The following is a 23,775-nucleotide window of genomic DNA, read 5'->3' as shown; positions in this document are numbered from 1 at the left end:
TTCCCGCCAAATACCTTTAAAAACAAGGCTACCGCATAACATATAGGGCTATTCTACACTATTTGGCGGGAGAGCGAGCAATGAGTCCGAGCTTACTTTTCCTCGCAGGGGAAAAGTAAGCGTTCCCGCGAGGTACCCCATCCCTCGGGGGCTTTTGTGGGTGGAGAAAATTTATCCAATTTATCCTATTTTTCCCCTTGAGTTTTCGACGGAATATATTATAATATGTATGCTGATATCACCAATGGGGGAAATGAATGAATCCCGCACCTTCTTAAGGGCGCGGGCTGATAGAAGAAGGTGCGGGATGAAGCTTGCGAAAAGGGTAGCGGATATAGGCGAATCGGTCACCTTAGAGATAACTTCTAAGGCCAAGAAGATGGCCAAAGAGGGCATTGACGTGGTAAATTTTGCCGCTGGAGAGCCTGATTTTGATACCCCCGACTTTATAAAACAGGCCGCGATAAAGGCTATAAATGAAGGCTTTACCAAGTATACGCCTTCAAGCGGGATGATTGAGCTGCGGGAAGCCATATCGAAGAAGTTCAAGAAGGACAACGGCTTAGACTATTCGCCCGCGCAGATAGTAGTTTCAAATGGCGCCAAGCACTCGCTAAACAATATATTCCAGGCGCTTTGCGAAGAAGGCGACGAAGTGATAATCCCGTCTCCATATTGGTTAAGCTATCCAGCCATGGTCAATATGTCCCAAGCCAAGAGCGTATTTGTTCCAACGAGTGCCAAGAATAATTTCAAAGTTACGGAAAAAGATCTGGCTTTAAAGATTACCCCAAAGACGAAATGTTTTATACTGAATAGCCCCTCAAATCCGACCGGTTCATTGTATGAAAAGGATGAACTTGATGCGATAGCCAAGCTCGCGGTAAAGCACAAATTCTTCGTGATAAGCGATGAGATATACGAAAAACTGGTTTACGACAATAAAAAATATACCTCGATAGCCTCGCTGGGAAAAGATATATATGATCTTACTATAACTGTGAATGGAGTCTCGAAAAGTTATTCTATGACAGGTTGGCGCATAGGTTATGCTGCCGGCCCTCTGGAAATTATGAAGGCGATAGCCAATATCCAGAGCCATGCGACATCGAACCCCGCCTCGATAAGCCAGAAAGCGACACTTGCGGCGCTGACAGGAGACCAGAAGTTTATCGATGACATGAGGGCCGAGTATCAGGATAGACGCGATATAATGGTTTCGCGCCTGAATAAAATGAAGAATATATCCTGCACCAAGCCGGAAGGGGCTTTCTACGTATTCTGTGATATCTCAAAATTAAAATCAGGTTCTGCCAATGTGGCGACCAGATTGCTTGATGAGGCAAAAGTAGCGGTCATTCCCGGTGAGCCATTTGGGGCTGACTCATTCATAAGGCTAAGTTTTGCTACGGGCAAAGAAGTGATAAAAAAGGGCTTGGATAGAATTGAGGAGTGGCTGAATAAAAATGGGTAAAACTATAGCTGAAAAGATATTATCGAATCATTGCGGTAAGGATGTGAGAGCCGGGGATATCGCTATCTGTGACGTTGATTTCTGTTTCGGGCAGGACGGCACAAGCTCTATCATCATAGACAGTTTTAAGAGGCTTGGCGTAAAAAAGGCTTTTGATAAGAATAGGTTTGCAATGGTAATAGACCATAGCGCGCCAAGCCCTAATGTGGGCGTATCCGAGATCCACAAAAAGATGAGGGAATTTGCCAAGACTTTCGATCTTGGACTATACGATATCGGATGCGGAGTATGCCACCAGATAATTCCACAATATGGCCATGTGACATGCGGCGATCTTGTACTGGGCGCGGATTCGCACACCTGTACATATGGCGCGATAAATGTATTTTCCACGGGCGTGGGTTCCACGGATATAGCTATAACTTTAGCAAGCGGTAAGAACTGGTTTAAGATACCGGAGACGATAAGGGTGGCAGTAAAAGGCAAACTGCCCCCAGGTGTCTATTCCAAAGATGTGATATTGCATATCGTCAAGGATATCGGATCAAACGGCGCGACTTATAAATCTGTCGAGTTTTATGGTGAGGTTATATCTAATATGAGCGTTGACGCAAGACTCACTATTTCGAATATGGCGGTGGAGATAGGCGCTAAGGTAGGCCTCATGGAGGCTGACAGTAAGGTGTTGAAGTGGATGGAGGGACGTTCGAAAAGGCCGCCAAAACCTGTGCAGGCGGACATTAATGCCAGATATGTCGCGGTAAAAGAGTATGACGTATCGAAGCTTTCACCTCAGGTCGCCAAGCCTCACGCCGTAGATAATGTATCGGATGTCGATGAATTATTTGATACAAAGATAGACCAGGCTTATTTAGGCACATGTACAAATGGCAGGTTCGAAGACCTGGAGATTGCCGCAAAGATCTTAAAGAGAAATAAGGTGCACCCGGAGGTTAAATTTATAATCGCGCCTGCATCCAGAGAGATATTCCTGGAAGCATCGAAGAAGGGGCTGGTAGACGTATTTATAGAATCCGGCGCGATAGTCGTGGGCCCGGGTTGCGGGCCGTGTGTCGGTACTCATAACGGTGTTTTGGCCGATGGCGAAGTAGCTATTTCAACCGCGAACAGAAACTTCAAAGGCAGGATGGGCAATCCTAATTCATTTATCTATCTGGCGAGCCCTGCCACTGTTGCCGCGTCAGCGATTAAAGGCAAGATCGCGGATCCCAGAGAATACAGAAAGAGATTGGCATGAAGAGAAGAAAAATCGCAAAAAGCAGGGTAAGGGGTCACGGGGTCGTAGGGCTCAGGAAAAAGAAGGCGGCCGTCATCGAAGAGATAAAAGAACCGGTTTTGAGCCAGCATCTCGCGCGAAGGTTAAAGGCGCAGGATAATATAAATACGGATTATGTTATCTCCGGCCGCTATAAATTCAGGATCCAGGACCCAAAAGAGCTTTCAAAGCATATATTTGAGGATATCGATCCCGAATTTGCCTCGCGTGTCAGGAAAGGCGACATCCTTGTGGCTGGAGAGAATTTCGGATGCGGCTCATCGCGTGAACAGGCGCCTCAGTCGTTGAAGACGGCAGGTTTCTACGCGGTTGCGGCGAAGAGTTTTGCCAGGATATTTTACAGGAATGCTTTTAATATAGGACTGTTGCTCGTAGAATGTGATACAGGCTTTATAGATGACGGCGATACGCTGGAGCTTGATATAGACAAAGGCAGGCTAAAGGATGTAAGCAAGGGGTTGTCGTTCGATATTAAACCCGTGCCGAAGGTCATGAAGAAGTTATTGGATGATGGCGGAGTAATAGAGCACTTTAAGAAGTACGGAGGTTTTAGGTTCACGCCGACTATCACATAGCTATGGGCGTGGAATTTTCTACAAGTATACGAGGGAAAATTTCGATGAGCAAGCATAATATTACGCTGATACCGGGAGATGGGATAGGGCCGGAACTGGCTCAAGCCGCGAGAAGATGCGTTGACGCGCTCGGGCTTGATATAAATTGGGAAATCATGGAAGCGGGTGAAGGCTGCATCGAAAAATACAATACGCCGCTGCCCGTACCAACACTTGAATCTATTAAGAAGAATAAAGTAGCGATAAAAGGGCCCATTACCACGCCTATAGGCAAAGGGTTCAGAAGCGTTAATGTGGAATTGAGAAAGTCGCTGGATCTATATGCTTGCTTGAGGCCCTGCAGGACATATAAGGGTGTGCGGTCAAGATATGAAGATATAGACATTGTGATAGTCAGGGAAAATACCGAAGACCTTTACGCGGGAATAGAATTTGAAGAGGGCCAAAGCGGCACAAACGACCTTATTAAAACGCTGGAAAAGATGAGCGGCAAAAAAATAAGGCCCGGTTCCGCTATAAGCATAAAACCGATTTCTATAGAGGGCACGAAGCGAATAGTAAAATTCGCTTTTGAATACGCCGTCAATAATAACAGAAAAAAAGTTACAGCCGTTCATAAGGCAAACATAATGAAGTATACAGACGGATTATTTCTGGAAGTTGCCCGCGAAGTCGCGAAGTCTTATGAGGGCAAGGTTGCCTTCGATGACAGGATAGTAGACAATATGTGCATGCAGCTTGTCCAAAAGCCGGAAGATTATGATGTCCTCGTGCTGTCCAATCTTTATGGCGATATAATTTCTGACCTTGCGGCAGGCCTTATCGGCGGCCTTGGAGTTGCTCCGGGCGCTAATATAGGTGACGGGGTCGCTGTTTTCGAACCGACCCACGGAAGCGCTCCAAAATACAAGGGCATGAACAAGGCCAATCCTGCGGCTATAATATTATCGGCGGTTTTGATGTTAAAGTATATCGGCGAAGAAGCCGCGGCGAAAAAATTAGAGAAAGCGGTTGCTTCAGTAATTGAAGAGGGTAAAGCCGTTACATACGATCTTAAAAAAGACAAAAACGACCCTACTGCCGTAGGCACAAGCCAGATGGCCGACGCCATTATAAAGAAGATAAAATGACGAATAAGAACCGCAAGATAGCCGTTATAGGCGCAGGCGCTGTTGGCGCGACATTGGCGCAGAGGATATTGGAAAGCGGCGTTGCCGATGTGGTCCTGCTTGATATTCTCAAGAATGTGGCGCAGGGCAAAGCTTTTGACCTCCTCGACGCTTCACCGATAGTAGGCCACGAAAACAATATTATAGGAACTGATGATTACAGCCAGATAGCCGGCTCGGACATAGTGGTCATTACCGCGGGCCTCCCGAGAAAGCCCGGAATGACGCGTGATGACCTGGTGGCTAAAAACGCGGGTATAATAAAAGATGTTACCGCTAATATTAAAAAACACGCCCCTGATTCGATAGTGATAGTTGTGACAAACCCGCTCGACACAATGACATACCTTACCTTAAAACTTACAGGCTTTGCTAAGCAAAGAGTAATGGGCATGGCCGGCGTTCTTGATGGCTCGCGCTTTATATATCTTTTAGCTAACGAGTTAAAGGTTCCGAGAAGTTCTATTGAAACATATATGCTTGGAAGTCATGGCGATACGATGGTGCCGCTTATTTCAAATACCAGGGTTGGCGGCAAGCCGGTCGGGTCTTTGATGGCTAAGGATAAGCTTGATGCGATAGTAAAGAGGACATGCGACAGGGGCGCTGAGATCGTATCGCTTCTTGGTTCCGGCAGCGCTTATTATTCGCCCAGTGCGGCTGTATTTAAGATGATAAACGCTATATTGAATGACTCGAAACAGACTATTGCCGCGTCAGCTTATCTTGAAGGCGAATATTCTCTGCGCGATATATGCGTTGGGGTCCCTTGCAAGCTGGGCAGGGGCGGAGTGGAAAAAGTCATAGAGCTGGACCTGTCAGAGGAAGAGAAGAACTGTTTCTTGAAGTCGGCACAGGCTATTAAGAGCCTCAATAATATCTTATAATGAACCCCGCGAAAAATTATGACCTCGTAATTATAGGTTCAGGGCCGGGTGGTTACGTTGCGGCCCTTTACGCTTCCCGCAAAAAATTAAATGTATGTGTTATTGAAAAAGATCTTTCCGGCGGTACCTGCTTAAATAGGGGCTGTATTCCCACAAAGGCGCTGCTTCAGTCCGCATCGATACTTTCCAAAGTCAAAGAATCAAAAGAATTCGGTATAGAAGTAGATAATTTCAGAATAAACTTCCCAGTGGTTATATCGCGTAAAGAAACCATCGTTACGCGATTAAGAACCGGCATTGAAACTTTGTTCAGGGCCAATAAGATAGAGCTTATAAAAGGCTTGGCAAAAATAAAGTCTTCCGGTGCCGTGACCGTTAATGGTGAGGATATTGCCGCCAAGTCTATTATAGTAGCATCGGGTTCCAGGCCAGGCAGCATTCCCGGTATAACTATAGATGAGGTTGATACATGTTCTAGCGATGGTATTTTAAATCTTAAGGAGATCCCAAAGAATATCACGATAGTCGGTGGGGGCGCTATAGGATGCGAATTTGCGAGCCTGTTCAATACGCTCGGATCCAACGTTACCATAGTGGAACTTTTAGACAGGATCCTGCCCACGCAGTCAAAAGAGGCCTCGAGAAAGATGGAGACTCTTTTTAAGAAAAGAGGAGTCGTTGTCCGGACATCCACGAAATTTGACCCCGCTTCCAGCCCCGGCGCCAAGAAGGTTCTTATCGCGGTAGGGCGTAAAGCGAATATAGAGGGCCTGGGCCTTGAGGAGATGGGCATAGAGATCAAAAACGGCAGGATAGCGGTGGATGAAAACTTGCGCACCAGTGTAAAGAATATATACGCCATAGGGGATTGTGTGCCCGGCCCGCAGTTGGCCCATAAAGCATCGTATGACGGCATTCTCGCGGTAGATAATATAGTCGGAGAGGCAAGACAGGCGGACTATTCCTGCGTACCGAATTGTATATGGACGGACCCAGAGATAGCCAGTGTAGGGCTGACCGAGGAAGAGGCGAAGGCAAGATATACAGATGTAAAGATAGCGAAATTCCCGTATCTTGCATCTGGCAAGGCTTATATCATGGGCAAGCCCGAAGGTTTTATAAAGATTATCGGGGATCCAAAAGGAGATATTCTTGGAGTTGAAATATTCGGCGAAGAGGCGTGCGATCTGATAGCCGAGGCTGTCCTCGCGAAAGCCAGGAAGATAAATATAAAAGACGTAAGCCATGTGATACACGGCCATCCGACATTATCCGAGATATTTCAGGAGGCGGCGCATATATTCTGCGGGACTCCGATACACAGCGTATGATATTAGACTTAGGCATAATAGATTATACCGAAGCGTTAAAGATGCAGCGCGAGCTTGTAAGTAAGCTGCGGCTGGGAGAAATATCCGATTCAGTTATGGTTGTTGAGCATCCATCTGTATTTACCATAGGAAGATCCGGATCGAGAAAAAATCTTTTGGCTAAAGAAGATGAACTGGCCGCAAAGGGTATCAAAGTAATCGATGTCGACAGGGGAGGAGATATAACATTTCATTCTCCGGGCCAGCTGGTTGTTTATCCTATAATAGACTTAAGAAAAAGGATTAAGGATCTGCATAGGTACCTTAGGGATATGGAAGAGGTAGCGATAAATTTTCTTCAAAAATACGGTGTCAAAGGCATAAGGATCGATGGCGCAACCGGCGTATGGGTTAGCGATAAAAAGATAGCGTCTATAGGCATATCCGCTAAGGACTGGGTTACTTGTCATGGCCTTAGTATAAACATAAATAATGATACGGCTTTTTTTTCAATGATAAATCCCTGCGGCATCAAGGGCCTGAAAATAACTTCGCTTAAAGAGCTCTTGAGGCAGGAAGTGCCTTTAAGTTCCGCAAAGAGAATTTTATTGGATGAATTCGGTAAAGTATTCGGCATTGACGAGGCGCGGACAGGATATGAACTTTACTCCGCAGTGGCTTAAGAAAAGAATAGTAGTTAACGAGGAGTTCTTTAATACAAAAAAAGCGCTATCGGATCTTTCTGTAGATACGGTATGCGAGTCGAGCAGGTGCCCTAATCTTAATGAATGTTTTTCGAGAAAGTTTGTAACATTCATGATACTTGGAAGCGTGTGCACCAGAACTTGCGCGTTTTGCTCTGTTGATAAGGGCAATACAAGTCCGGTAGATTGCCAAGAGCCCGCGCGCATCAGAGATTGCGTCAGTCGTCTTGGCCTAAAGTATGTTATCATAACATCCGTAACGAGGGACGATCTGGCGGACGGGGGCGCGGGCCAATTTGTAAAAGTGGTAGAATGCATAAAGCACGGACTGCGCAATGTGGTGATAGAGTTGCTCATTCCCGATTTTGCCGGTAACGCAGACTCTGTAAAGACCGTCGCATTATCCGGCGCTGACATAATAGGCCATAATATCGAAACGATACGCAGACTCTATCCGGCTGTCCGTAATGGCGCGGGTTATTCAAGGTCGCTCGGTATATTGAAATCTATTAAAGAGATCAGTCCGGGGACGCTTACGAAGTCCGCCATTCTTGTGGGCCTGGGAGAAAAAGAAGAAGAGGTCGTCGAGGCGATGAGAGATCTTCGCAATGCGGACTGCGATATTCTGACTATAGGCCAGTACTTGAGGCCTTCGCAAAATCATTATCCCGCGGCCAGGTTTGTGACACCTGAAGAGTTTCAAAGATTTATAAAACACGGCAAGGATATGGGGTTTAAAAATATGAGCGCAGGGCCCTTTGTAAGGAGCTCATATATGGCTGAAGAAAATTTTAAGGAGGTGTCACATGACAAATGTTACTCTGCCGCCGTTAGCGCAAGGCGTTGACAAGGCAAGCATATCTTTCTGGTTTAAGGCACCCGGAGATGATGTGAAGACGGGTGAGGACCTTGTGGAGTTGGTTACAGATAAGGCCACATTCAATATGCCGTCACCGGCTACAGGAAAGATAAAAGAGGTTCTGGTAAATGAAGGTGATAGCGCAAATGTAGGGCAAGTTATAGCAACCATAGAGTAAAAATGGGAAAGAAGATACTGCTTTTATACATATCGGAAGATTCCGGCCACCATTGTGCCAGCATAGCGATAGAGCGCGCTCTTCACGCTATCTCTGCGGACATGGAGACCTTAAATATAAACCTATTCAACTATACCAACCCCATAATGGAGAAGGTTATAAACGGCGCTTACATGAGCGTCGTGAAGAGAAAACCGGAGATATGGGATTATCTTTATGATAATCCGAAGGTCTTAAGGCAGGTGCATAGGCTGCGTGATAAGATACATAAGGCCAATACCGGAAAGCTAAAGACGTTGTTGGATGAATTTAAACCCGATGGAGTAATCTGTACGCAGGCGTTTCCATGCGGCCTGATCGCGGATTACAAAAAGACATTTGGTGTGAATACGCCGCTTGTTGGCGTATTGACCGATTATGCCCCGCACTCTTACTGGATATTTGACAGCGTTGACAGATACATAGTGCCTTCGCTGGAAACAGGGAAGAAGCTCATAGATAACGGTATAGAGCCGTCTAAGATAATGGATTACGGAATACCCCTGGATGCCAAATTCCTTGCGCCGCTTGTAAAAGACGATATACTTAAGAAACTTTCTTTGGATAAGAACGCATCGACTATCCTGATTATGGGGGGCACTCAGGGGTTAGGGCCGTTAAAAGATTTGGTCCTGCTGCTCGATAAATCTCACCTGAAGCTGAATATCATTATAGCTTGCGGCACGAACAAGAAATTATACAGATGGCTTTCAAGGCGCGTTGAACATTTTCACAAAAAAATAATAGTGCTGCCTTTCGCGGATAATATAGACGAGCTTATGGAGGCTTCCGATATCATAGTTACTAAACCGGGCGGTATTACTACCGCAGAGGCGTTGGCCAAGGGGTTACCTATGCTTATAGTTAATCCTCTGCCGGGCCAGGAAGCTATGAACACAAAGTTCTTGCTGTCAGAAGGCGTGGCAGTTAAAGCCCAGGAGCCTGCGGATGTCGCCGTGTTGCTTGAGGAATTATTGTATAACAGGATAAAGCTGCGATTGATGAGTGACAGGGCGAAAGAGTTGTCCAAGCCGGATAGTGCGGTAAGGATAGCAAAGTTAATGATGGAGATTGTTTAAGGAATGGCCCATAATCTTTTATACAGAATAGGCCGTATTTTTGTGCTTGCCCTTCCTCTGAAATTCTCTTACAGCGTTGCCCGTATCCTTGCCGATATTTATTACAGCATGTACGATAAGGAAAGGCGCGCGGTTACCGAAAACCTAAAAATTATACTTAATAGGCCTTCGGGTGATACGGACAAGGAATTGCAGAAGATAGTAAAAGAGGTATTCAGGAATTTCGCCAAATATCTTGTAGATTTTTTAAGATTTTCTTTGATCGATCCGGGCTATATAAATAAGAATGTTAAACTGGCGGATCTTTCCAATCTGGAAGAAGCGCTCAAGCAGTGCAAGGGCGTGATACTGCTTTCCGCACATCTTGGGAACTGGGAGCTGGGCGGCTATGTGTTGGGCAAGCTCGGCTATTCGATTAATGCCGTTGTGTTAACGCACAAAAATGAAAAGGTCAATGAATTTTTTATAAATCAGCGTGGAATGGGAAATTTTAAATCTATAGAGATAGGAGCGAGCCTGCGCACATGCTATAAGGCCCTAAAAAATAATGAGTTACTGGCTTTGATGGGCGACAGAAATTTTTCAAGTACAGGTTTGGTGACGGAGTTTTTCGGAAGGCCGGTTCTTATGCCTAAAGGGCCGTCTGTGTTAGGCTTGAGGACAGGAGCGGTTATAGTGCCGACCTATATGGTGAGGGAGAATGACGATACATTTAAGATGGTTTTTGAAAAACCGATATATCCCGAATCCGGCGGCGATGAAGATGCCGCGGTGGAAAAGCTTATGAAGTCTTATTTGCCGTCCCTCGAGAACGCCATAAGACGGTATCCGCATCAGTGGTATGTATTCAGAGAATTCTGGGGAAAAACACATGGAAAAAATTAGCGTCCTCATACCTTCATATAACGAGGCTAAGACGATAGGCGGTATAATAAAAGACCTTAAGGCAAAGAATCTTTCGGTGTGTGTTATCGACGACGGATCCATTGATGAGACAGCCGCCATTGCCGCGAGGGAAGGTGCTACAGTGCTCAAACACGACAAGAATAAGGGCAAAGGCGCCTCCCTCATAGACGGATTTCGGCATGCTTTAAAAGAAGGTTTTAGCGCGGTCCTTGTTATGGACGGGGACGGGCAACATAAGACCAGTGATGTGGATAATTTTTTTAGAAAGATGGACGAAACGGGCGCCGACATTGTAATAGGCAATAGGATGTTCAACGTCTCTTCCATGCCGATAACCCGCCGTCTTACCAATATCTTTATGTCTTTTCTCATATCGAAGATGTGTGGCCACGATATACCGGATACGCAATGCGGTTTTAAGCTGATAAAAAGAAGAGTGCTTGAAGGCCTGAAGTTAGAATCCTCAAATTATGAGATAGAATCAGAGTTGCTCTTTAAGGCCGCAAGAAAAGGTTTTAAGATAGAGTCGGTTCCTGTAGAGACTGTGTATGAAAACGAACAGAGCAAGATTAACCCTGTAGTGGACACCGTAAGGTTTATCACTCTGCTTATAAAGACTATGGCAGGAAGATGATCAGGCTCGATTTTGACGCAATGAGAGATGCTATGGTAGATGAACAGCTGATCCCCCGAGGCATAGCGGATAGGAAAGTCCTGGAAGTTTTTAGAAAGGTGCCCAGGCATGAATTTGTAGGCAAGGATATGGTCCAAAACGCCTATAATGATTATCCATTGCCTATAGGTGACAACCAGACGATATCGCAACCTTATATGGTCGCCTTGATGACAGAAAGACTTGGCCTAAAAGGCGGCGAAAAGGTTCTGGAGATAGGCACGGGGTCGGGTTACCAGACCGCCATACTGGCGCAGATCGCGAAAGAGGTTTATTCTGTCGAGCGGTTTAAAGCTCTCGCCGATAACGCGTCGAAGATTCTCGGTAGATTAGAATACAAAAATGTAAAGATAATGGTTGGGGATGGTACGTTGGGATGGGAAGAGAACGCTCCATATGACGGTATAATAGTTACCGCGGGCGCGCCGCGAATCCCGGATAGCCTTGTAAAACAGCTTAAGGATGGCGGCAGGATGGTAATACCCGTAGGTTCCGGAGGGCTTGGCCAGATGCTTACACTGGTCGAAAAGATAGGAAAGAATGTGCGCACCAGTGAAATATGCGGCTGTGCGTTCGTGCCGCTTATCGGCAGGGAAGGCTGGAGTGAATAATTCTGCTTCGCCATTTAGCCAGCAAGAATAGGGTATGGCTTCGCAGAAATAAGGTTTTGCTTGATTTTGGCGGCAGGGTGTGTTAGGATACCCAACACAAAAGGAAATCTTAGATATATCATGCAGCAAGAACAGAATTTAATGGATAAAATAGTCTCGCTTTGCAAGAGGCGAGGCTTTATATTTCAATCGAGCGAGATATACGGTGGACTGGCCAGTACATGGGACTATGGCCCGCTGGGTATCGAGCTTAAAAGAAATCTCAAAGAGGCCTGGTGGCGCTCCAATATCTTCGAGCGCGATGATATCGAGGGTCTTGATGCCTCTATTTTAATGCACCCTTCCGTATGGATGGCCTCCGGTCACGTTTCAAACTTTGAAGATACTTTAGTCGATTGCAAATCCTGCAAAAAACGTTTTAAGATAGAACACATCGGTAAGAATAAAAAGTGCCCCGAGTGCGGCGGCGATATTACAGAAGCGCGTCAATTCAATCTGATGCTCAAGACTCACTACGGGCCTGTGGAAGATGAGGGAAGCCTGATATACATGAGGCCCGAAACGGCCCAGGGCATTTTCGTCAATTTTATAAATGTAGTAAACTCTATGCGTAAAAAAGTTCCGTTCGGCATAGCTCAAATAGGGAAGTCTTTCCGCAATGAAGTTACCACGGGGAATTTTACATTCCGTTCGAGAGAATTTGAGCAGATGGAGATAGAGTTTTTTGTAAAACCCGGTACTGATGAAGAATGGTATCACAAGTGGGTCGAGGAGAGATTTAATTGGTATATAAAGTACGGGATTAAAAAAGAGAATCTTAACAAGAGAGCGCACCAGAAAGATGAGCTTGCTCACTACGCGAAGGCTTGCACCGATATCGAATATCAGTTTCCATTCGGATGGTCGGAACTTGAAGGCATCGCCAACAGGACCGATTTTGACTTGAAGCAGCACATGAAGTTGAGCGGCCAAAGCCTGGAATATTTTGACGATGAAACGAAGGAAAGGTTTGTACCCTATGTTATTGAGCCTTCCGGCGGAATTGACAGGTCCATCCTCGCGTTTCTGGTAGACTCGTACAAAGAGGAGAAGGTAAAAGACGAAAAGAGAGTTAGCCTGGCGCTTCACAAGAAGCTTGCCCCTATAAAGGCGGCAGTACTGCCCCTTTTAAGGAACAGGCCCGAGATAGTGGAGCTTGCGAAGAATATAACGAACGATTTAAAAAAAGAGTTTAGGGCCGTGTATGATGACACGGCATCTATCGGAAGGCTATACAGGCGGCAGGATGAAATAGGAACGCCTTATTGTGTTACGGTAGATGTTGATAGTTTAAGTGACCGCAAAGTGACAGTCCGCGACAGAGACACCATGGCGCAGGATAGAGTTGAGGCTGCGAAGGTTAAGGAATATTTGGTGGAGAAGTTTTCCGCCTGAGCAGTTCATTAGATTATTTGCGGCGGAATCCCGCCGTAAATAATATTTAATTCGGTGCAGGCGGGAAAAATAGAAGGGAGTGGCAGTAGAAATGGGTAGCAGTAAATCAAAGAAATATGTTTATTTCTTCGGCGGTGGGAAGGCTGACGGAAATGAATCGATGAAGAATCTTCTCGGGGGTAAGGGCGCCAATTTGGCGGAGATGGCGGGTCATCCTAAGTTAAAATTACCGGTACCTCCCGGGTTTACGATAACGACGGAAGTATGCACCTATTATTACAAGAATGGCAAGACTTATCCGAAAGAGCTCAAAGATCAGGTCGCGAAGGCGATGGGCCAGATCGAAAAGATCATGGGCAAAAAATTCGGCGATGTTAAAGATCCTCTTCTGGTTTCAATAAGAAGCGGAGCGCGAAAGTCGATGCCCGGCATGATGGAGACTATATTGAATGCCGGACTCACCGAGAAGACGATAGTAGGGCTTATCGAACAGACGGGTAATGAGAGATTCGCGTATGACGCGTACCGCCGCCTGATAATGATGTATTCTGACGTTGTCATGGAGAAGGCAGCTGGCATCGAGCCCAAAGGCGGTAAAGGTATTCGTAAAGTTCTCGACGAAAAATTAGAAGCGGTGAAACATTCCAAAGGGTACAAGTCCGATACCGATCTGACAGCGCAGGATCTAAAAACGCTTGTCGCTGAATTCAAAAAAACGGTTAAAGATGTCCTCGGAAAACCTTTCCCGGACAATGCTGATGAGCAGGTATGGGGAAGCGTCGGAGCTGTATTCGCAAGCTGGAATGGAAGGCGCGCCATAGAATATCGCCGCATTGAAAAGATCCCGGATGAATGGGGCACGGCTGTTAACGTCCAGGCAATGGTCTTCGGCAATATGGGCGATGACTGCGCCACCGGCGTTGCATTCAGCCGCAATCCTGGGAACGGAGAGAATCAGTTCTACGGCGAATACTTAGTTAACGCGCAGGGCGAGGACGTCGTTGCCGGTATACGCACACCCGCGCCTATAAACGATTATTCTAAAAATGACCAGTCTAGGTCTCTTACCACGCTTCACAAATTCATGCCCGCGATATATAAAGAGCTTGATGAGATAAAGGCAAGATTAGAGAAGCATTATCATGACATGCAGGATATAGAATTCACGATAGAAAAAGGCAAGCTCTTTATGCTGCAGTGCCGTGTAGGAAAGCGTAACGGCGTTTCGGCTGTGCGCATGGCAATGGACATGTATAATGAAAAGCTTATCGATGCCACTACGGCAACCATGAGAGTTGCTCCTAGCCAGCTCGTTGAGCTACTCCTGCCCATGATAGACCCTAAGGCGGAATTGAGCACAAGCCCGATAGCGAAAGGACTTCCGGCAGGCCCGGGAGGCGCCATAGGCAGAGCCGTATTTACGTCGAAGGACGCTGTAGAGTGGGCGGCCAGAGGTGAAAAAGTAATATTGGTCCGCGAAGAGACTTCGCCTGAAGACGTCGACGGGATGCACAAGGCACAAGCTATTCTTACGAGCAAGGGCGGTATGACTTCTCACGCCGCATTGGTCGCGCGAGGCTGGGGCAAATGCTGCATAGTCGGCTGCAGCGATATGGAAATAGCGGACGACGATAAGTCTTTCAGCACTAAGAAAGGCACAACGATAAAAGAAGGTGAGTGGATAAGCTTAAACGGTACAAAAGGCACTGTATATCAGGGTAAATTGCCGCTGGTCGATATTAATATCGAACACAACAAATTTTACATGGAACTGATGAAGCTTGTCGACAAAGTGCGCGTACTTAAAGTCCGCACTAATGCCGACACGCCTAAGGACGCGGCGCAGGCTCTAAAGTTCGGAGCCGAGGGCATAGGGTTATTCCGAACAGAGCATATGTTCTACGGGGAAGGAAGCGACAAGCCACTATTCTTACTGCGCAAGATGATAATGTCGAAGAATTTGGCCGAAAGGCGCAAAGCTTTAGACGAACTATTTCCGTTCGTTAAGAATGATATTAAGGCAACGCTCGAAGAGATGAAAGGCTACCCTGTTACCATAAGGTTGCTGGATCCGCCGCTGCATGAGTTTGTCCCGCACAGCGAGGATAAGCTTGAGGCGCTCGCAAAAGAGCTCGGTGTTGATATGGGCGAGTTACATAAGCGCGCGGAGAGCCTTAAAGAGAATAACCCGATGTTAGGTCATCGCGGAGTGCGTTTAGGTGTTACGTATCCTGAAATAACAGAGATGCAGGTGCGGGCCATTCTCGAAGCGGCCGCGGAACTTATTAAAGCGGGCAAAAAGGCCGATCCGGAAATAATGATACCTGTCACCATTTCAAAAAGTGAACTTGATAACCAGAAGGCAATCGTCGATAAAGTTTACAAAGAAGTGTTGGCGAAGTTCGGATTGAAGAAGATGCACTTTATGTATGGTACGATGATAGAGATCCCTCGCGCGGCATTGCAGGCAGGCTTGATGGCCGAGACGGCGGAATTCTTCTCATTCGGCACAAACGACTTAACCCAGATGGGTTTCGGGTTCAGCCGCGACGATATCGGAAGTTTTTTACCCGATTATCTAAATTCTAAGATCCTTCCGGCGGACCCATTCCAGACGATAGACCAGGACGGAATTGGCGAGCTCATTAAGATAGGAATAGAGCGCGGCCGAAAGACGAGAAAAGACCTAAAGGTCGGCATATGCGGAGAACACGGTGGAGACCCGGACAGCGTCAAATTCTGTCATAGGGTAAAGATGAACTATGTTAGCTGTTCGCCATTCAGAGTGCCGATAGCGCGATTAGCCGCGGCACAGGCAGCTATTGAGGAAAAGAAAAAATAAGGGGACTGTATGGACCCAATTCGATTATATCTAAAAGATATAAAGAATCTTCCGCTTCTTACTCCCGAGGAAGAGGTGTCTTTAGCCAAAAGGATAAAGAAGGGCGATAAGCTGGCGCGGGCCAAGATGATACAGTCAAATCTTAGGCTTGTCATAAATATCGCCAAACGCTATTCAGGCCTCGGCGTTTCTATGCTTGACCTGATAGAAGAGGGGAATCTGGGCCTGATGAAGGCAGTTGAAAAATTCAATCACAAGAGAGGTTACAGGTTCTCTACCTACGCCGCGTGGTGGATACGCCAGTATATCTCGCGCTCCATAGCAAATCAGGGCAAGACCGTGCGTATACCTGTCTATATTACCGAGATGATGTCGCGGTTTAGAAAGGTCACCGAACTCCTCTCCAACTCTTTAAAACGCAAGCCTCGTTTAAGCGAAGTAGCCAAGCGCATGAGGCTACCGATAAAAAGAGTAAAGCTCTTAAGCAAGATGACTACAGGCACTTCAAGTCTCAATGCTCCCATAGGCGAAGAGGGGACCACGGAGTTCATGAACCTGATAGAGGATGAAAATATTGTTTCTGCTGTGGATGGCCTATCTAATTTTCTGATGAGCGAGAGGATAAAGGGGTTACTGGGTAAGATGTCCAAGCGCGAGAGAAAGATCCTTTCTTTAAGGTTCGGCCTGAAAGACGGTGTTCCGCATACATTGAGGGACACCGCGAAGCATTTTGGTATTACGCGGGAAAGAGTCAGGCAGATAGAAGGCGCCGCGATGAAGAAGATACGCGAGATGATGCAGCAGCAGGAAAAAGAGGGGCCGCAGATGTTTCGCAGGGAGAAGGTCAAGGTGTCATGATGATAGACTTAAAAAAATCGATACGGGATATACCCGACTTTCCGAAAAAAGGGATAATATTCAAGGACATAACTACTCTATTAAAAGAGGCCAGGGCGTTCAAAGAAGCTGTGGACAAAATAGTCGCTCAATACATAGATAAGAAGATAGACACCGTGGTAAGCGTTGAGGCTCGGGGTTTTTTCTTTGGCGCGGCTGTCGCGTATAAATTAGGAGTAGGCCTCGTACCTGTCAGAAAAAAAGGAAAACTTCCGTACAAGACAAAGGCCGTCACTTACGATCTTGAGTATGGCACAGATACTTTAGAGATGCACCAGGACGCGATAAAAAGAGGTGACCGTGTTTTGGTGGTTGATGATTTATTGGCCACAGGTGGAACTGTCAAGGCGGTCACGGAGTTGATCGAAAATTCCGGTGGTATTGTTGCAGGCATAGCGTTTGTAATAGAACTGATTCCGCTAAAAGGCCGCGAGAAACTCAAGGGCTACGAGGTCACGTCTTTAATAAAAGACGAATATTGCTAAAGCGATAATCCGCCCAAACGGCGACATACTATTGAAGTAAAAGCCCCTGTAGCTCAGATGGATAGAGCACAGGTTTCCTAAACCTGGTGTCGCCCGTTCGACTCGGGCCAGGGGCGCCACAACAAAATATGATAGATCTGCACACTCATACACTTTTATCTGATGGGGAACTCTTGCCGAGTGAGCTCGTGAGGCGAGCGCTTGTTAAAGGTTACACCGCTATAGCGCTTACGGATCATGTGGACTCATCCAATATAGATTTTGTCCTGCCGCGAATTGTGAAAGTCTCAAAAGTCTTAAATAAAGACTGGGACATATTCGTGATACCCGGTGTCGAAATAACACACGCACCTCTAAAAGAGATCCCGCAGCTCGTAAAGTTCGCCAGAAAAAATGGCGCGAAAGTTATTGTGGTTCATGGAGAGACCGTGATGGAGCCGGTCATTCCCGGAACGAATAGATGCGCGATAGAAGCGGGCTGCGACATAGTATCGCATCCGGGTAACATCACCGAAGAAGATGTTATGCTTGCCGCGAAGAGGGGAGTGGCGCTCGAGATAACGACGCGCAAGAGCCATTTATCCACAAACGGCCATGTGTATGCGCTTGCCAAGCTAAACAAGGCAAAATTGGTGTTAAACACAGACTCTCATTCTCCAGACAATCTTATCTCAGATGAAGACGCCCAAAAATTCCTAACCTCACTTGGTCTTGATTCAAGCGAAATAAAGTCAATATTTTCCACCTCACAAGATATCGTAACCCGCATAAAATCAGCACGTTAGGAATAAAAAGTCAAATTCCCTTGACAAAAGTTAGTTGTATGATATACTTTTATCAGTATCAGTACGCCTATGCATCCATAGACGACTTAAATCTTGGCGAAGAAGGGGGGATGAAATAAAAAAGCCCAAGGCCGTCAAAACGTGGATAGCGTAGATTAAAAAGCAGGTTATAATATATACGGCGAGAAAAGATCTCGCGTGATCAAATATAGAGTTTCAAACATAAATAAATAGTTCATACGAAGGAGGAGCAATGAAGTTTTTAAAAGTTTTGAGCGTAGTAGCTTTAGTCGCGATTCTTGCTGCGACCGGCGCCTATGCCGAGACCCAGAACGTGAAAGTAAGCGGAGATTTAGCTATTCGCGGTTTCTGGAGAGATAATCTTTACGGAAGTCAGGCACTCAATAGTTCGCCGAACGAAAATATTCAGGCTAACGGTACTGCTGGCGGCGCCAATACTCGTGAAGGCACTGACAGGTCAAACACTCAGTGGTTCATGTCAACTACCGAATTGCAGATAGATGCGGATCTTACAGATAACGTATCCACTTGCATCAGGCTATTGAACCAGAGAGATTGGAACGCTGCTAAAAATCATGGTATGACTCAGGCCACTACGCCGATTAGCACCATAGGTTCGGGCGGTTATGGTCATCAAAACGCCGGCACATACGGCGGAACCGGTTATGCCGATGATCCTAACGAGTTTGCGGTTGATTTAGAGTTGGCGTATGTTACCTTGAAGAACTTCCTATATTCACCGCTGACAGTGACAGTTGGTCGTCAGAATCTATGGTTCGGTAAAGGTTTCATAGTTGGCGCGAACCAGAGGGTAAGAAATGCTAATTTCTACGGCGTAGCGGGTTATCCTCAGCCTATAAGCGCTCCGGAATATAGCGCACAGAACGCGTTTGATTCGATTAAAGCCGTTCTTGATTTTGATCCGTGGACTTTAACAGCGGTCTATTCAAGAATATGGCAGAACGACATCAGAGCCGATGACGGTCTTGACCTTTGGGGCGCGAACGTTGGTTATAAGTTCGATGCTTACAAGGGAGAAGCCGAAGGTTATTGGTTCTACAAAAGAGACAAGCAGGTTCAGCCGTTTAATTGGGTTGATCCAAACGGAAGCAACGATGTTAATACGCTTGGTTTAAGAGGCAGCTTTGATCCTATAGACATCGTTACTTTGTATGCTGAATTTGCCGGTCAGTTTGGTAGTTACACGAGAAACTCGCTACAGGCCAATAACAGAAGCAGAGTTGCGGGCGCTCTCGATATCGGTGGCGAATGCAGATATTTCACTGATAAGTGGGCGTGGAAGCCGAAACTCGGCGCAGAGTTTATTTGGTATTCAGGTCATGAGGCGGAAGAGATGGGAATGGGTCCCGGTAGCGGCCAGTATCACGGTTGGGATCCGATGTTCAGAGGTAAGACCGACTCATTGATCCGTGAATTTATCGGCAGATACTACTTCTCATCAACGTATCCTTTTGATGGGACGAATTATTATAACAGCGCCGATAATTCATTCCAGAACCAGTATCAGATGATATTCAGCGGCTCTTTACAGCCGATGGATAGCTTAAAGCTGACTGGTAACCTGAACATGTTCTGGAACCAGTATGCATATCGCGCCAGCATGGCGAAGTCGGGCGGATATGTCGGAACAGAACTTGACCTGGGAGCGACTTGGGACTATACGGAAGACGTGAGCTTCAATCTCGTCGCCGGTTTCTTCGTGCCTGGCGAAGTCTACAAAGTTAGGGACGAAAGAACTAACGTGACAAGTGCCGACGCAACGGCAACAGATGTAGTTGCAACAGTAAAGGTAAGCTTCTAAGTATTACTTTGCAAAGAGTAGTTTTTCACCGGGCCGGTGTGGTATACACCGGCCCGGTGTTTTTGTTTTATCATTGACTTGTTCCGTGTTACAAAATATAATATTAATGATTTTATGACACGAAAAAAAACCTCAATAATATATATATTTATAATACCCATAATTGCAGTTGTTCTTGCGTTTATAGCCTACAATGTGGTATTGAAAAGCTACTTTAAGCCTAAGCAAAAAGCCGAAATAGTGAAATCATTTCCGTTTACCCAGGAAGCCGCGCTCAAGGAGTGGGAAGAGAAGATATTCAGGGGCAAGGTTGTATATAAGGTAGAGCAGAATCAGCCGTTGTCGTATGTGAGAGCCACCAGTAATGGCACGGCGTCAGCTCTGTATTACAAGCTCAAGCTTGATGCTAAGGGGAAAAACCCTGTTATAAGTTGGAAATGGAACGTTGATAAGTTTCCCGAGAAGAAGAACAAGGAGAGCCTTGAGACAGAAAATGAGGACGATTTCGCGGCTCGTGTCTATGTGATATTCCCCGCGTTATTTTTTACAAATTCGAAAGTCCTGGAGTATGTTTGGGCCGAAACACTTTCCGAAGAGACTATTGGAACCAGTCCTTATTCAAAGAATATTAAATTAATTGTCGCGCAGACGGGCCCAAACAAAGATAAGAAATGGCTTCAGGAAGATCGCGACATAATTGCCGATTATAGTAAAGCGTTCGGGACCAAGCCGGAGCTTGATATAGGCGCCGTGGCGTTTATGACAAATACAGAGCATACCGGCACAAGCGCCGATGCTATGTATGATGAGATAAACCTGGGGTATAAAGAGTAAGGAGGCTTTCATGCCGCTAAACCCTCTAAAGATATTGTTTCGCAGAAAAAGTATACTCACCAATAAGCGTGTGCAGTTGAAATATCTGCTTCTTTTGATCATCTCCATGGCGGTGCCGTTATTATTCGCTATAGGGTGTCTATATTACCTTATATTTACACTTGTCGCAGAACAGCTTGGTATTCCGGAGTCCATAGCGTATAATCTATTTCCTGTAGTGAAGAAGATAAACGCTATGCTTGCGATTGGGTTGCCGCCGCTATTTCTTCTTCTAATATGGTGGGGCACAGTTCTTTCGCACAGGTTTGCCGGCCCATTACAGAGAATAGAGAAGGAGCTGCATAAGATTACACAAAATCACGATTTTGCCCACAGGATACATTTAAGGAAGAGCGATGATGTAAAACCTGTGGCTGATGCGATAAATAAATTACTGGACAGCATCCACAGGAAGTCTACTTCGCCATCCCATAAATAAAATTCGGGTATGGCTTCGTAGCACCTTACAGCAAGTTGCTGCGTAGCCCTACCGGCTATTACTATTTGAAGGGCGAAGCAGAAAGGAAGGCTAAATGACCAAGATAAGTGAGCTTGCCGTAATAAGTAAATCGGCTAAAATTGCCGAAGGCGTAGAGATAGGCCCTTATGCGATTATAGAGGATGATGTTTTTATAGATCAAAACGTGAAGATATGGCCGCATGCTCACATCTGCAGCGGTACGACCATAGCCGATGGCTCCCAGGTTCATATGGGCGCCGTGGTTGGGCATCTGCCGCAGGATCTTACGTTCGATGTAAATAAAAAGACGCAGACGAAGATAGGCAAGCATACAGTAATAAGAGAGTATGCCACAATACATCGCGCCACAAAAGAAGGCGAATGCACAACAATAGGGGACAATTGCTATCTTATGGCCGTTTCTCATGTAGGCCATGACTGCCATGTAGGCAACAACGTGATACTTGCCAATGGCGCGCTTCTTGCCGGCCACGTCGAAGTTGGCGACAGTTCATTTATTTCCGGCAACGTGGTGGTCCATCAATTCTGCCGCATAGGCAATTATGTAATAGTCGGCGGATTTTCCGGCATAAATATGGACGTGCCTCCATATTTGCTTGTAAGAGGCCCATCGGTGGTCAGAGGCGTTAATCTTATTGGGCTGCGCCGGGCAAAGTTTGGACGTGATACGATTCACAAGATAATGGAAGCATTCAAATTGCTTTGTAAATCAAATCTTAATACCACTCAGGCAATAGACGAAATAAAAAAACTCGGACCCTCAAAAGAGCTCGACTATTTTATGGATTTTATACGCGGGTCTAAGAGAGGCATCTGTAAATACAAATACAGCGATAGCGAATATTTTGAATGAAAATTATGGGAGGTAAATTATGGCTAAGAAGAAGGCAAGAAAAGCTGTTAAAGCTAAAAGTAAGTCGGCTAATGCCAGAAAACCCAAAGTAAAGAAGGCAGCGAAGAGAAAAGTCAGCAAGGCAAAGGCAAAGAAGGTAATAAAGGTAAAGAAGCAGGCTCCGGAGCTTTCACTGGAAAAGATCGGAGAGGTTACGCACTATTTTCCCCATGTTAAGGCGGCGGCGGTGATGTTGCTCAAAGACGGCCTTAAGGTCGGTGATAATGTATATATAAAGGGGCACACTACGGATTTTAAAGAGGCGGTAAAGAGCATACAGCTCGATCATGCTAAAATTCAGGAAGGCATGAAAGGGCAGGAGATAGGACTTTTAGTAAAATCGCGTGTCAGGCAGGGTGACAGCGTCTACAGGATATAAAGAGGGGTGATGTGAGTAGGATATATAAAAAGATATTGCTTGGCATGGGCTTAGATTGCAAGGACGGCCATGTCAGAGTAACTAAAGGTAAGAACTTTACTCTCTTTGGAGGGTCCAAAGAAACGCATGAGATGATGCAGGAAAAGGCGATAAAATTTAATGAGCATCTTGGAAAGCGGCATAAGAGCCTGGAAGAATTAAGCGAGAAAGAGTTTAGGGATATAGCCAAGAACATAGGGTTGAAGACAAAAGGAAAGTAGTGTCCTCTAAAATGCATGTCCTCGGAATAAGCGGCAGCCCAAAGAAAAAAGGATTTACCAACCTTCTATTAGACGAAGCTTTAGATGGCGCCAGGGCAGCCGGCGCGCAAACCGATAAAATAATATTAAATGACCTTTCTTTTAAACCATGCCAGGAATGCTGGGGGTGTAAAGATACCGGCGTGTGTGTGCATAATGATGACATGAAGATGGTATACCAGAAGATCAAGGATGCCGATCACATAATAATAGCCTCGCCCATATATTTTAGTACGATAACGGCCCAACTTAAAATGATGATAGACAGGTGCAACAGTCTTTGGATGGCCCGACGCAAGGAAGGCGGCAATATACCTTCAAAGACCGGCAGGAATGGCGCCTTCATATGCGTGGCAGGTGAGGATAAGAAAGAATATTTAAAGAACGCGAAAAGCGTTCTAAAAGCGCTATTTGCAACTATCGGAATAGTATATTCAAAAGAACTTTTTGTTGGTGGGATAGACAAAATGACAGAAAGCTCCCCCAAAAGGAAAGACGCACTCCTAAAATCCTACGAACTCGGCGCATCCATTGTCCAATTTCCCAGTCGAGGTAGATTAGAATAGAGACACCTCTTGCGTAACGAACCTCCTGTAGTTTCGTAAAGTTTAGTATTTTATCTCGATAATGTTAGACTTCTCGCGTATGTCAAAGAACGCGTGTCCCGGGAACTCAAAGCCTCCAGCTTTAAGTTTGTACCCCGTATGGCGCCTCTTAAAGTTATATTCAACCATGAATTTTTGTAAATCCTCATTAAGCTGCTCCAGCGTTGTATATGGCTTTGGTAGCAGACAAAGATAGAAG

The 23,775-nt window shown here is 45.9% G+C and carries 26 protein-coding genes and 1 tRNA gene; 26 read left to right on the top strand and 1 reads right to left on the bottom strand.

From position 1 onward, the window contains the following. Positions 1-307 precede the first annotated feature (307 nt). From Q8R38_05040 to Q8R38_04915, 26 genes are all read left to right on the top strand, one after another. On the top strand, positions 308-1,474 hold the full coding sequence (locus Q8R38_05040; GenBank protein ID MDP3791386.1) for a pyridoxal phosphate-dependent aminotransferase: 1,167 nt from the start codon (positions 308-310) through the stop codon (positions 1,472-1,474). Then, entirely contained in the window at positions 1,467-2,732 is a 1,266-nt protein-coding gene (locus Q8R38_05035) for a 3-isopropylmalate dehydratase large subunit (protein ID MDP3791385.1), read from the top strand. The genes Q8R38_05040 and Q8R38_05035 overlap by 8 nt, the downstream gene beginning before the upstream one ends. After that, positions 2,729-3,346 (top strand): 3-isopropylmalate dehydratase small subunit, encoded by a 618-nt coding sequence (locus tag Q8R38_05030; GenBank protein MDP3791384.1) that lies wholly within the window; start codon positions 2,729-2,731, stop codon positions 3,344-3,346. The genes Q8R38_05035 and Q8R38_05030 overlap by 4 nt, the downstream gene beginning before the upstream one ends. Positions 3,347-3,390: 44 nt before the next feature. Then, positions 3,391-4,476 carry an isocitrate/isopropylmalate dehydrogenase family protein gene (locus tag Q8R38_05025; GenBank protein ID MDP3791383.1) on the top strand — a complete coding sequence of 362 codons (1,086 nt, stop codon included), beginning with the start codon at positions 3,391-3,393 and terminating at the stop codon, positions 4,474-4,476. Continuing rightward, positions 4,473-5,402: a malate dehydrogenase gene (gene mdh / locus Q8R38_05020; GenBank protein ID MDP3791382.1), complete on the top strand. Its 930-nt coding sequence runs from the start codon at positions 4,473-4,475 to the stop codon at positions 5,400-5,402. Before Q8R38_05025 ends, mdh begins: the two co-directional genes overlap by 4 nt. Beyond that, positions 5,402-6,733, top strand: coding sequence for a dihydrolipoyl dehydrogenase (gene lpdA / locus Q8R38_05015; protein ID MDP3791381.1), 1,332 nt, complete (start codon positions 5,402-5,404; stop codon positions 6,731-6,733). Before mdh ends, lpdA begins: the two co-directional genes overlap by 1 nt. Continuing rightward, complete coding sequence (gene lipB / locus Q8R38_05010) at positions 6,730-7,395, top strand: lipoyl(octanoyl) transferase LipB (GenBank protein ID MDP3791380.1); 666 nt, start codon at positions 6,730-6,732, stop codon at positions 7,393-7,395. The genes lpdA and lipB overlap by 4 nt, the downstream gene beginning before the upstream one ends. Beyond that, a complete protein-coding gene (lipA, locus tag Q8R38_05005) occupies positions 7,325-8,263 on the top strand; it encodes a lipoyl synthase (GenBank protein MDP3791379.1) in 939 nt (312 codons plus the stop codon). The genes lipB and lipA overlap by 71 nt, the downstream gene beginning before the upstream one ends. Further along, positions 8,223-8,453: a lipoyl domain-containing protein gene (locus tag Q8R38_05000; protein MDP3791378.1), complete on the top strand. Its 231-nt coding sequence runs from the start codon at positions 8,223-8,225 to the stop codon at positions 8,451-8,453. Before lipA ends, Q8R38_05000 begins: the two co-directional genes overlap by 41 nt. 2 nt (positions 8,454-8,455) lie before the next feature. Further along, positions 8,456-9,571, top strand: a complete 1,116-nt coding sequence (locus Q8R38_04995) for a glycosyltransferase (GenBank protein ID MDP3791377.1) — start codon at positions 8,456-8,458, stop codon at positions 9,569-9,571. Positions 9,572-9,574: 3 nt separating this feature from the next. Beyond that, complete coding sequence (locus Q8R38_04990) at positions 9,575-10,456, top strand: lysophospholipid acyltransferase family protein (GenBank protein ID MDP3791376.1); 882 nt, start codon at positions 9,575-9,577, stop codon at positions 10,454-10,456. Continuing rightward, positions 10,443-11,111, top strand: a complete 669-nt coding sequence (locus Q8R38_04985) for a glycosyltransferase family 2 protein (protein ID MDP3791375.1) — start codon at positions 10,443-10,445, stop codon at positions 11,109-11,111. Before Q8R38_04990 ends, Q8R38_04985 begins: the two co-directional genes overlap by 14 nt. Continuing rightward, positions 11,108-11,761: a protein-L-isoaspartate(D-aspartate) O-methyltransferase gene (locus tag Q8R38_04980; GenBank protein ID MDP3791374.1), complete on the top strand. Its 654-nt coding sequence runs from the start codon at positions 11,108-11,110 to the stop codon at positions 11,759-11,761. Before Q8R38_04985 ends, Q8R38_04980 begins: the two co-directional genes overlap by 4 nt. Positions 11,762-11,902: 141 nt before the next feature. Further along, positions 11,903-13,195, top strand: coding sequence for a glycine--tRNA ligase (locus Q8R38_04975; GenBank protein ID MDP3791373.1), 1,293 nt, complete (start codon positions 11,903-11,905; stop codon positions 13,193-13,195). A gap of 91 nt (positions 13,196-13,286) precedes the next feature. Beyond that, complete coding sequence (gene ppdK, locus Q8R38_04970) at positions 13,287-16,037, top strand: pyruvate, phosphate dikinase (GenBank protein MDP3791372.1); 2,751 nt, start codon at positions 13,287-13,289, stop codon at positions 16,035-16,037. 9 nt (positions 16,038-16,046) lie between these two features. Further along, positions 16,047-16,895, top strand: coding sequence for a sigma-70 family RNA polymerase sigma factor (locus tag Q8R38_04965; GenBank protein ID MDP3791371.1), 849 nt, complete (start codon positions 16,047-16,049; stop codon positions 16,893-16,895). Between the two features lie 2 nt (positions 16,896-16,897). Further along, on the top strand, positions 16,898-17,419 hold the full coding sequence (locus tag Q8R38_04960) for an adenine phosphoribosyltransferase (protein MDP3791370.1): 522 nt from the start codon (positions 16,898-16,900) through the stop codon (positions 17,417-17,419). A gap of 42 nt (positions 17,420-17,461) precedes the next feature. Next, positions 17,462-17,538, top strand: a tRNA-Arg gene (locus Q8R38_04955). Positions 17,539-17,547: 9 nt separating this feature from the next. Beyond that, positions 17,548-18,204 carry a histidinol phosphate phosphatase domain-containing protein gene (locus tag Q8R38_04950; protein MDP3791369.1) on the top strand — a complete coding sequence of 219 codons (657 nt, stop codon included), beginning with the start codon at positions 17,548-17,550 and terminating at the stop codon, positions 18,202-18,204. A 253-nt stretch (positions 18,205-18,457) separates the two neighbouring features. Then, positions 18,458-20,047, top strand: coding sequence for an alginate export family protein (locus tag Q8R38_04945; GenBank protein ID MDP3791368.1), 1,590 nt, complete (start codon positions 18,458-18,460; stop codon positions 20,045-20,047). 114 nt (positions 20,048-20,161) lie between these two features. Then, positions 20,162-20,881 carry a DUF3047 domain-containing protein gene (locus tag Q8R38_04940; GenBank protein ID MDP3791367.1) on the top strand — a complete coding sequence of 240 codons (720 nt, stop codon included), beginning with the start codon at positions 20,162-20,164 and terminating at the stop codon, positions 20,879-20,881. Between the two features lie 10 nt (positions 20,882-20,891). Then, positions 20,892-21,359, top strand: coding sequence for a hypothetical protein (locus tag Q8R38_04935; GenBank protein MDP3791366.1), 468 nt, complete (start codon positions 20,892-20,894; stop codon positions 21,357-21,359). Positions 21,360-21,453: 94 nt separating this feature from the next. Further along, the gene (gene lpxA, locus Q8R38_04930) at positions 21,454-22,254 is read left to right on the top strand and encodes an acyl-ACP--UDP-N-acetylglucosamine O-acyltransferase (protein MDP3791365.1); all 801 of its coding nucleotides are present in this window, start codon (positions 21,454-21,456) and stop codon (positions 22,252-22,254) included. Positions 22,255-22,273: 19 nt separating this feature from the next. Further along, positions 22,274-22,672, top strand: a complete 399-nt coding sequence (locus tag Q8R38_04925; protein ID MDP3791364.1) for a hypothetical protein — start codon at positions 22,274-22,276, stop codon at positions 22,670-22,672. Between the two features lie 11 nt (positions 22,673-22,683). Further along, positions 22,684-22,932, top strand: coding sequence for a hypothetical protein (locus tag Q8R38_04920; protein MDP3791363.1), 249 nt, complete (start codon positions 22,684-22,686; stop codon positions 22,930-22,932). Positions 22,933-22,943: 11 nt separating this feature from the next. Continuing rightward, positions 22,944-23,537 (top strand): flavodoxin family protein, encoded by a 594-nt coding sequence (locus Q8R38_04915; protein ID MDP3791362.1) that lies wholly within the window; start codon positions 22,944-22,946, stop codon positions 23,535-23,537. Between the two features lie 42 nt (positions 23,538-23,579). On the opposite strand, the gene Q8R38_04910 is transcribed toward Q8R38_04915, so the two are convergent. Then, positions 23,580-23,775, bottom strand: a 196-nt coding sequence (locus Q8R38_04910; GenBank protein MDP3791361.1) for a hypothetical protein, incomplete at its 5' end; no start/stop codon positions are given.

It is taken from the genome of Candidatus Omnitrophota bacterium (genome assembly GCA_030695905.1).
Taxonomy (GTDB): domain Bacteria; phylum Omnitrophota; class Gorgyraeia; order 2-01-FULL-45-10; family 2-01-FULL-45-10; genus CAZHPY01.
The sequence above is the reverse complement of the archived record's forward strand: the minus strand, read 5'-3'. Positions and strand labels throughout refer to the sequence as shown.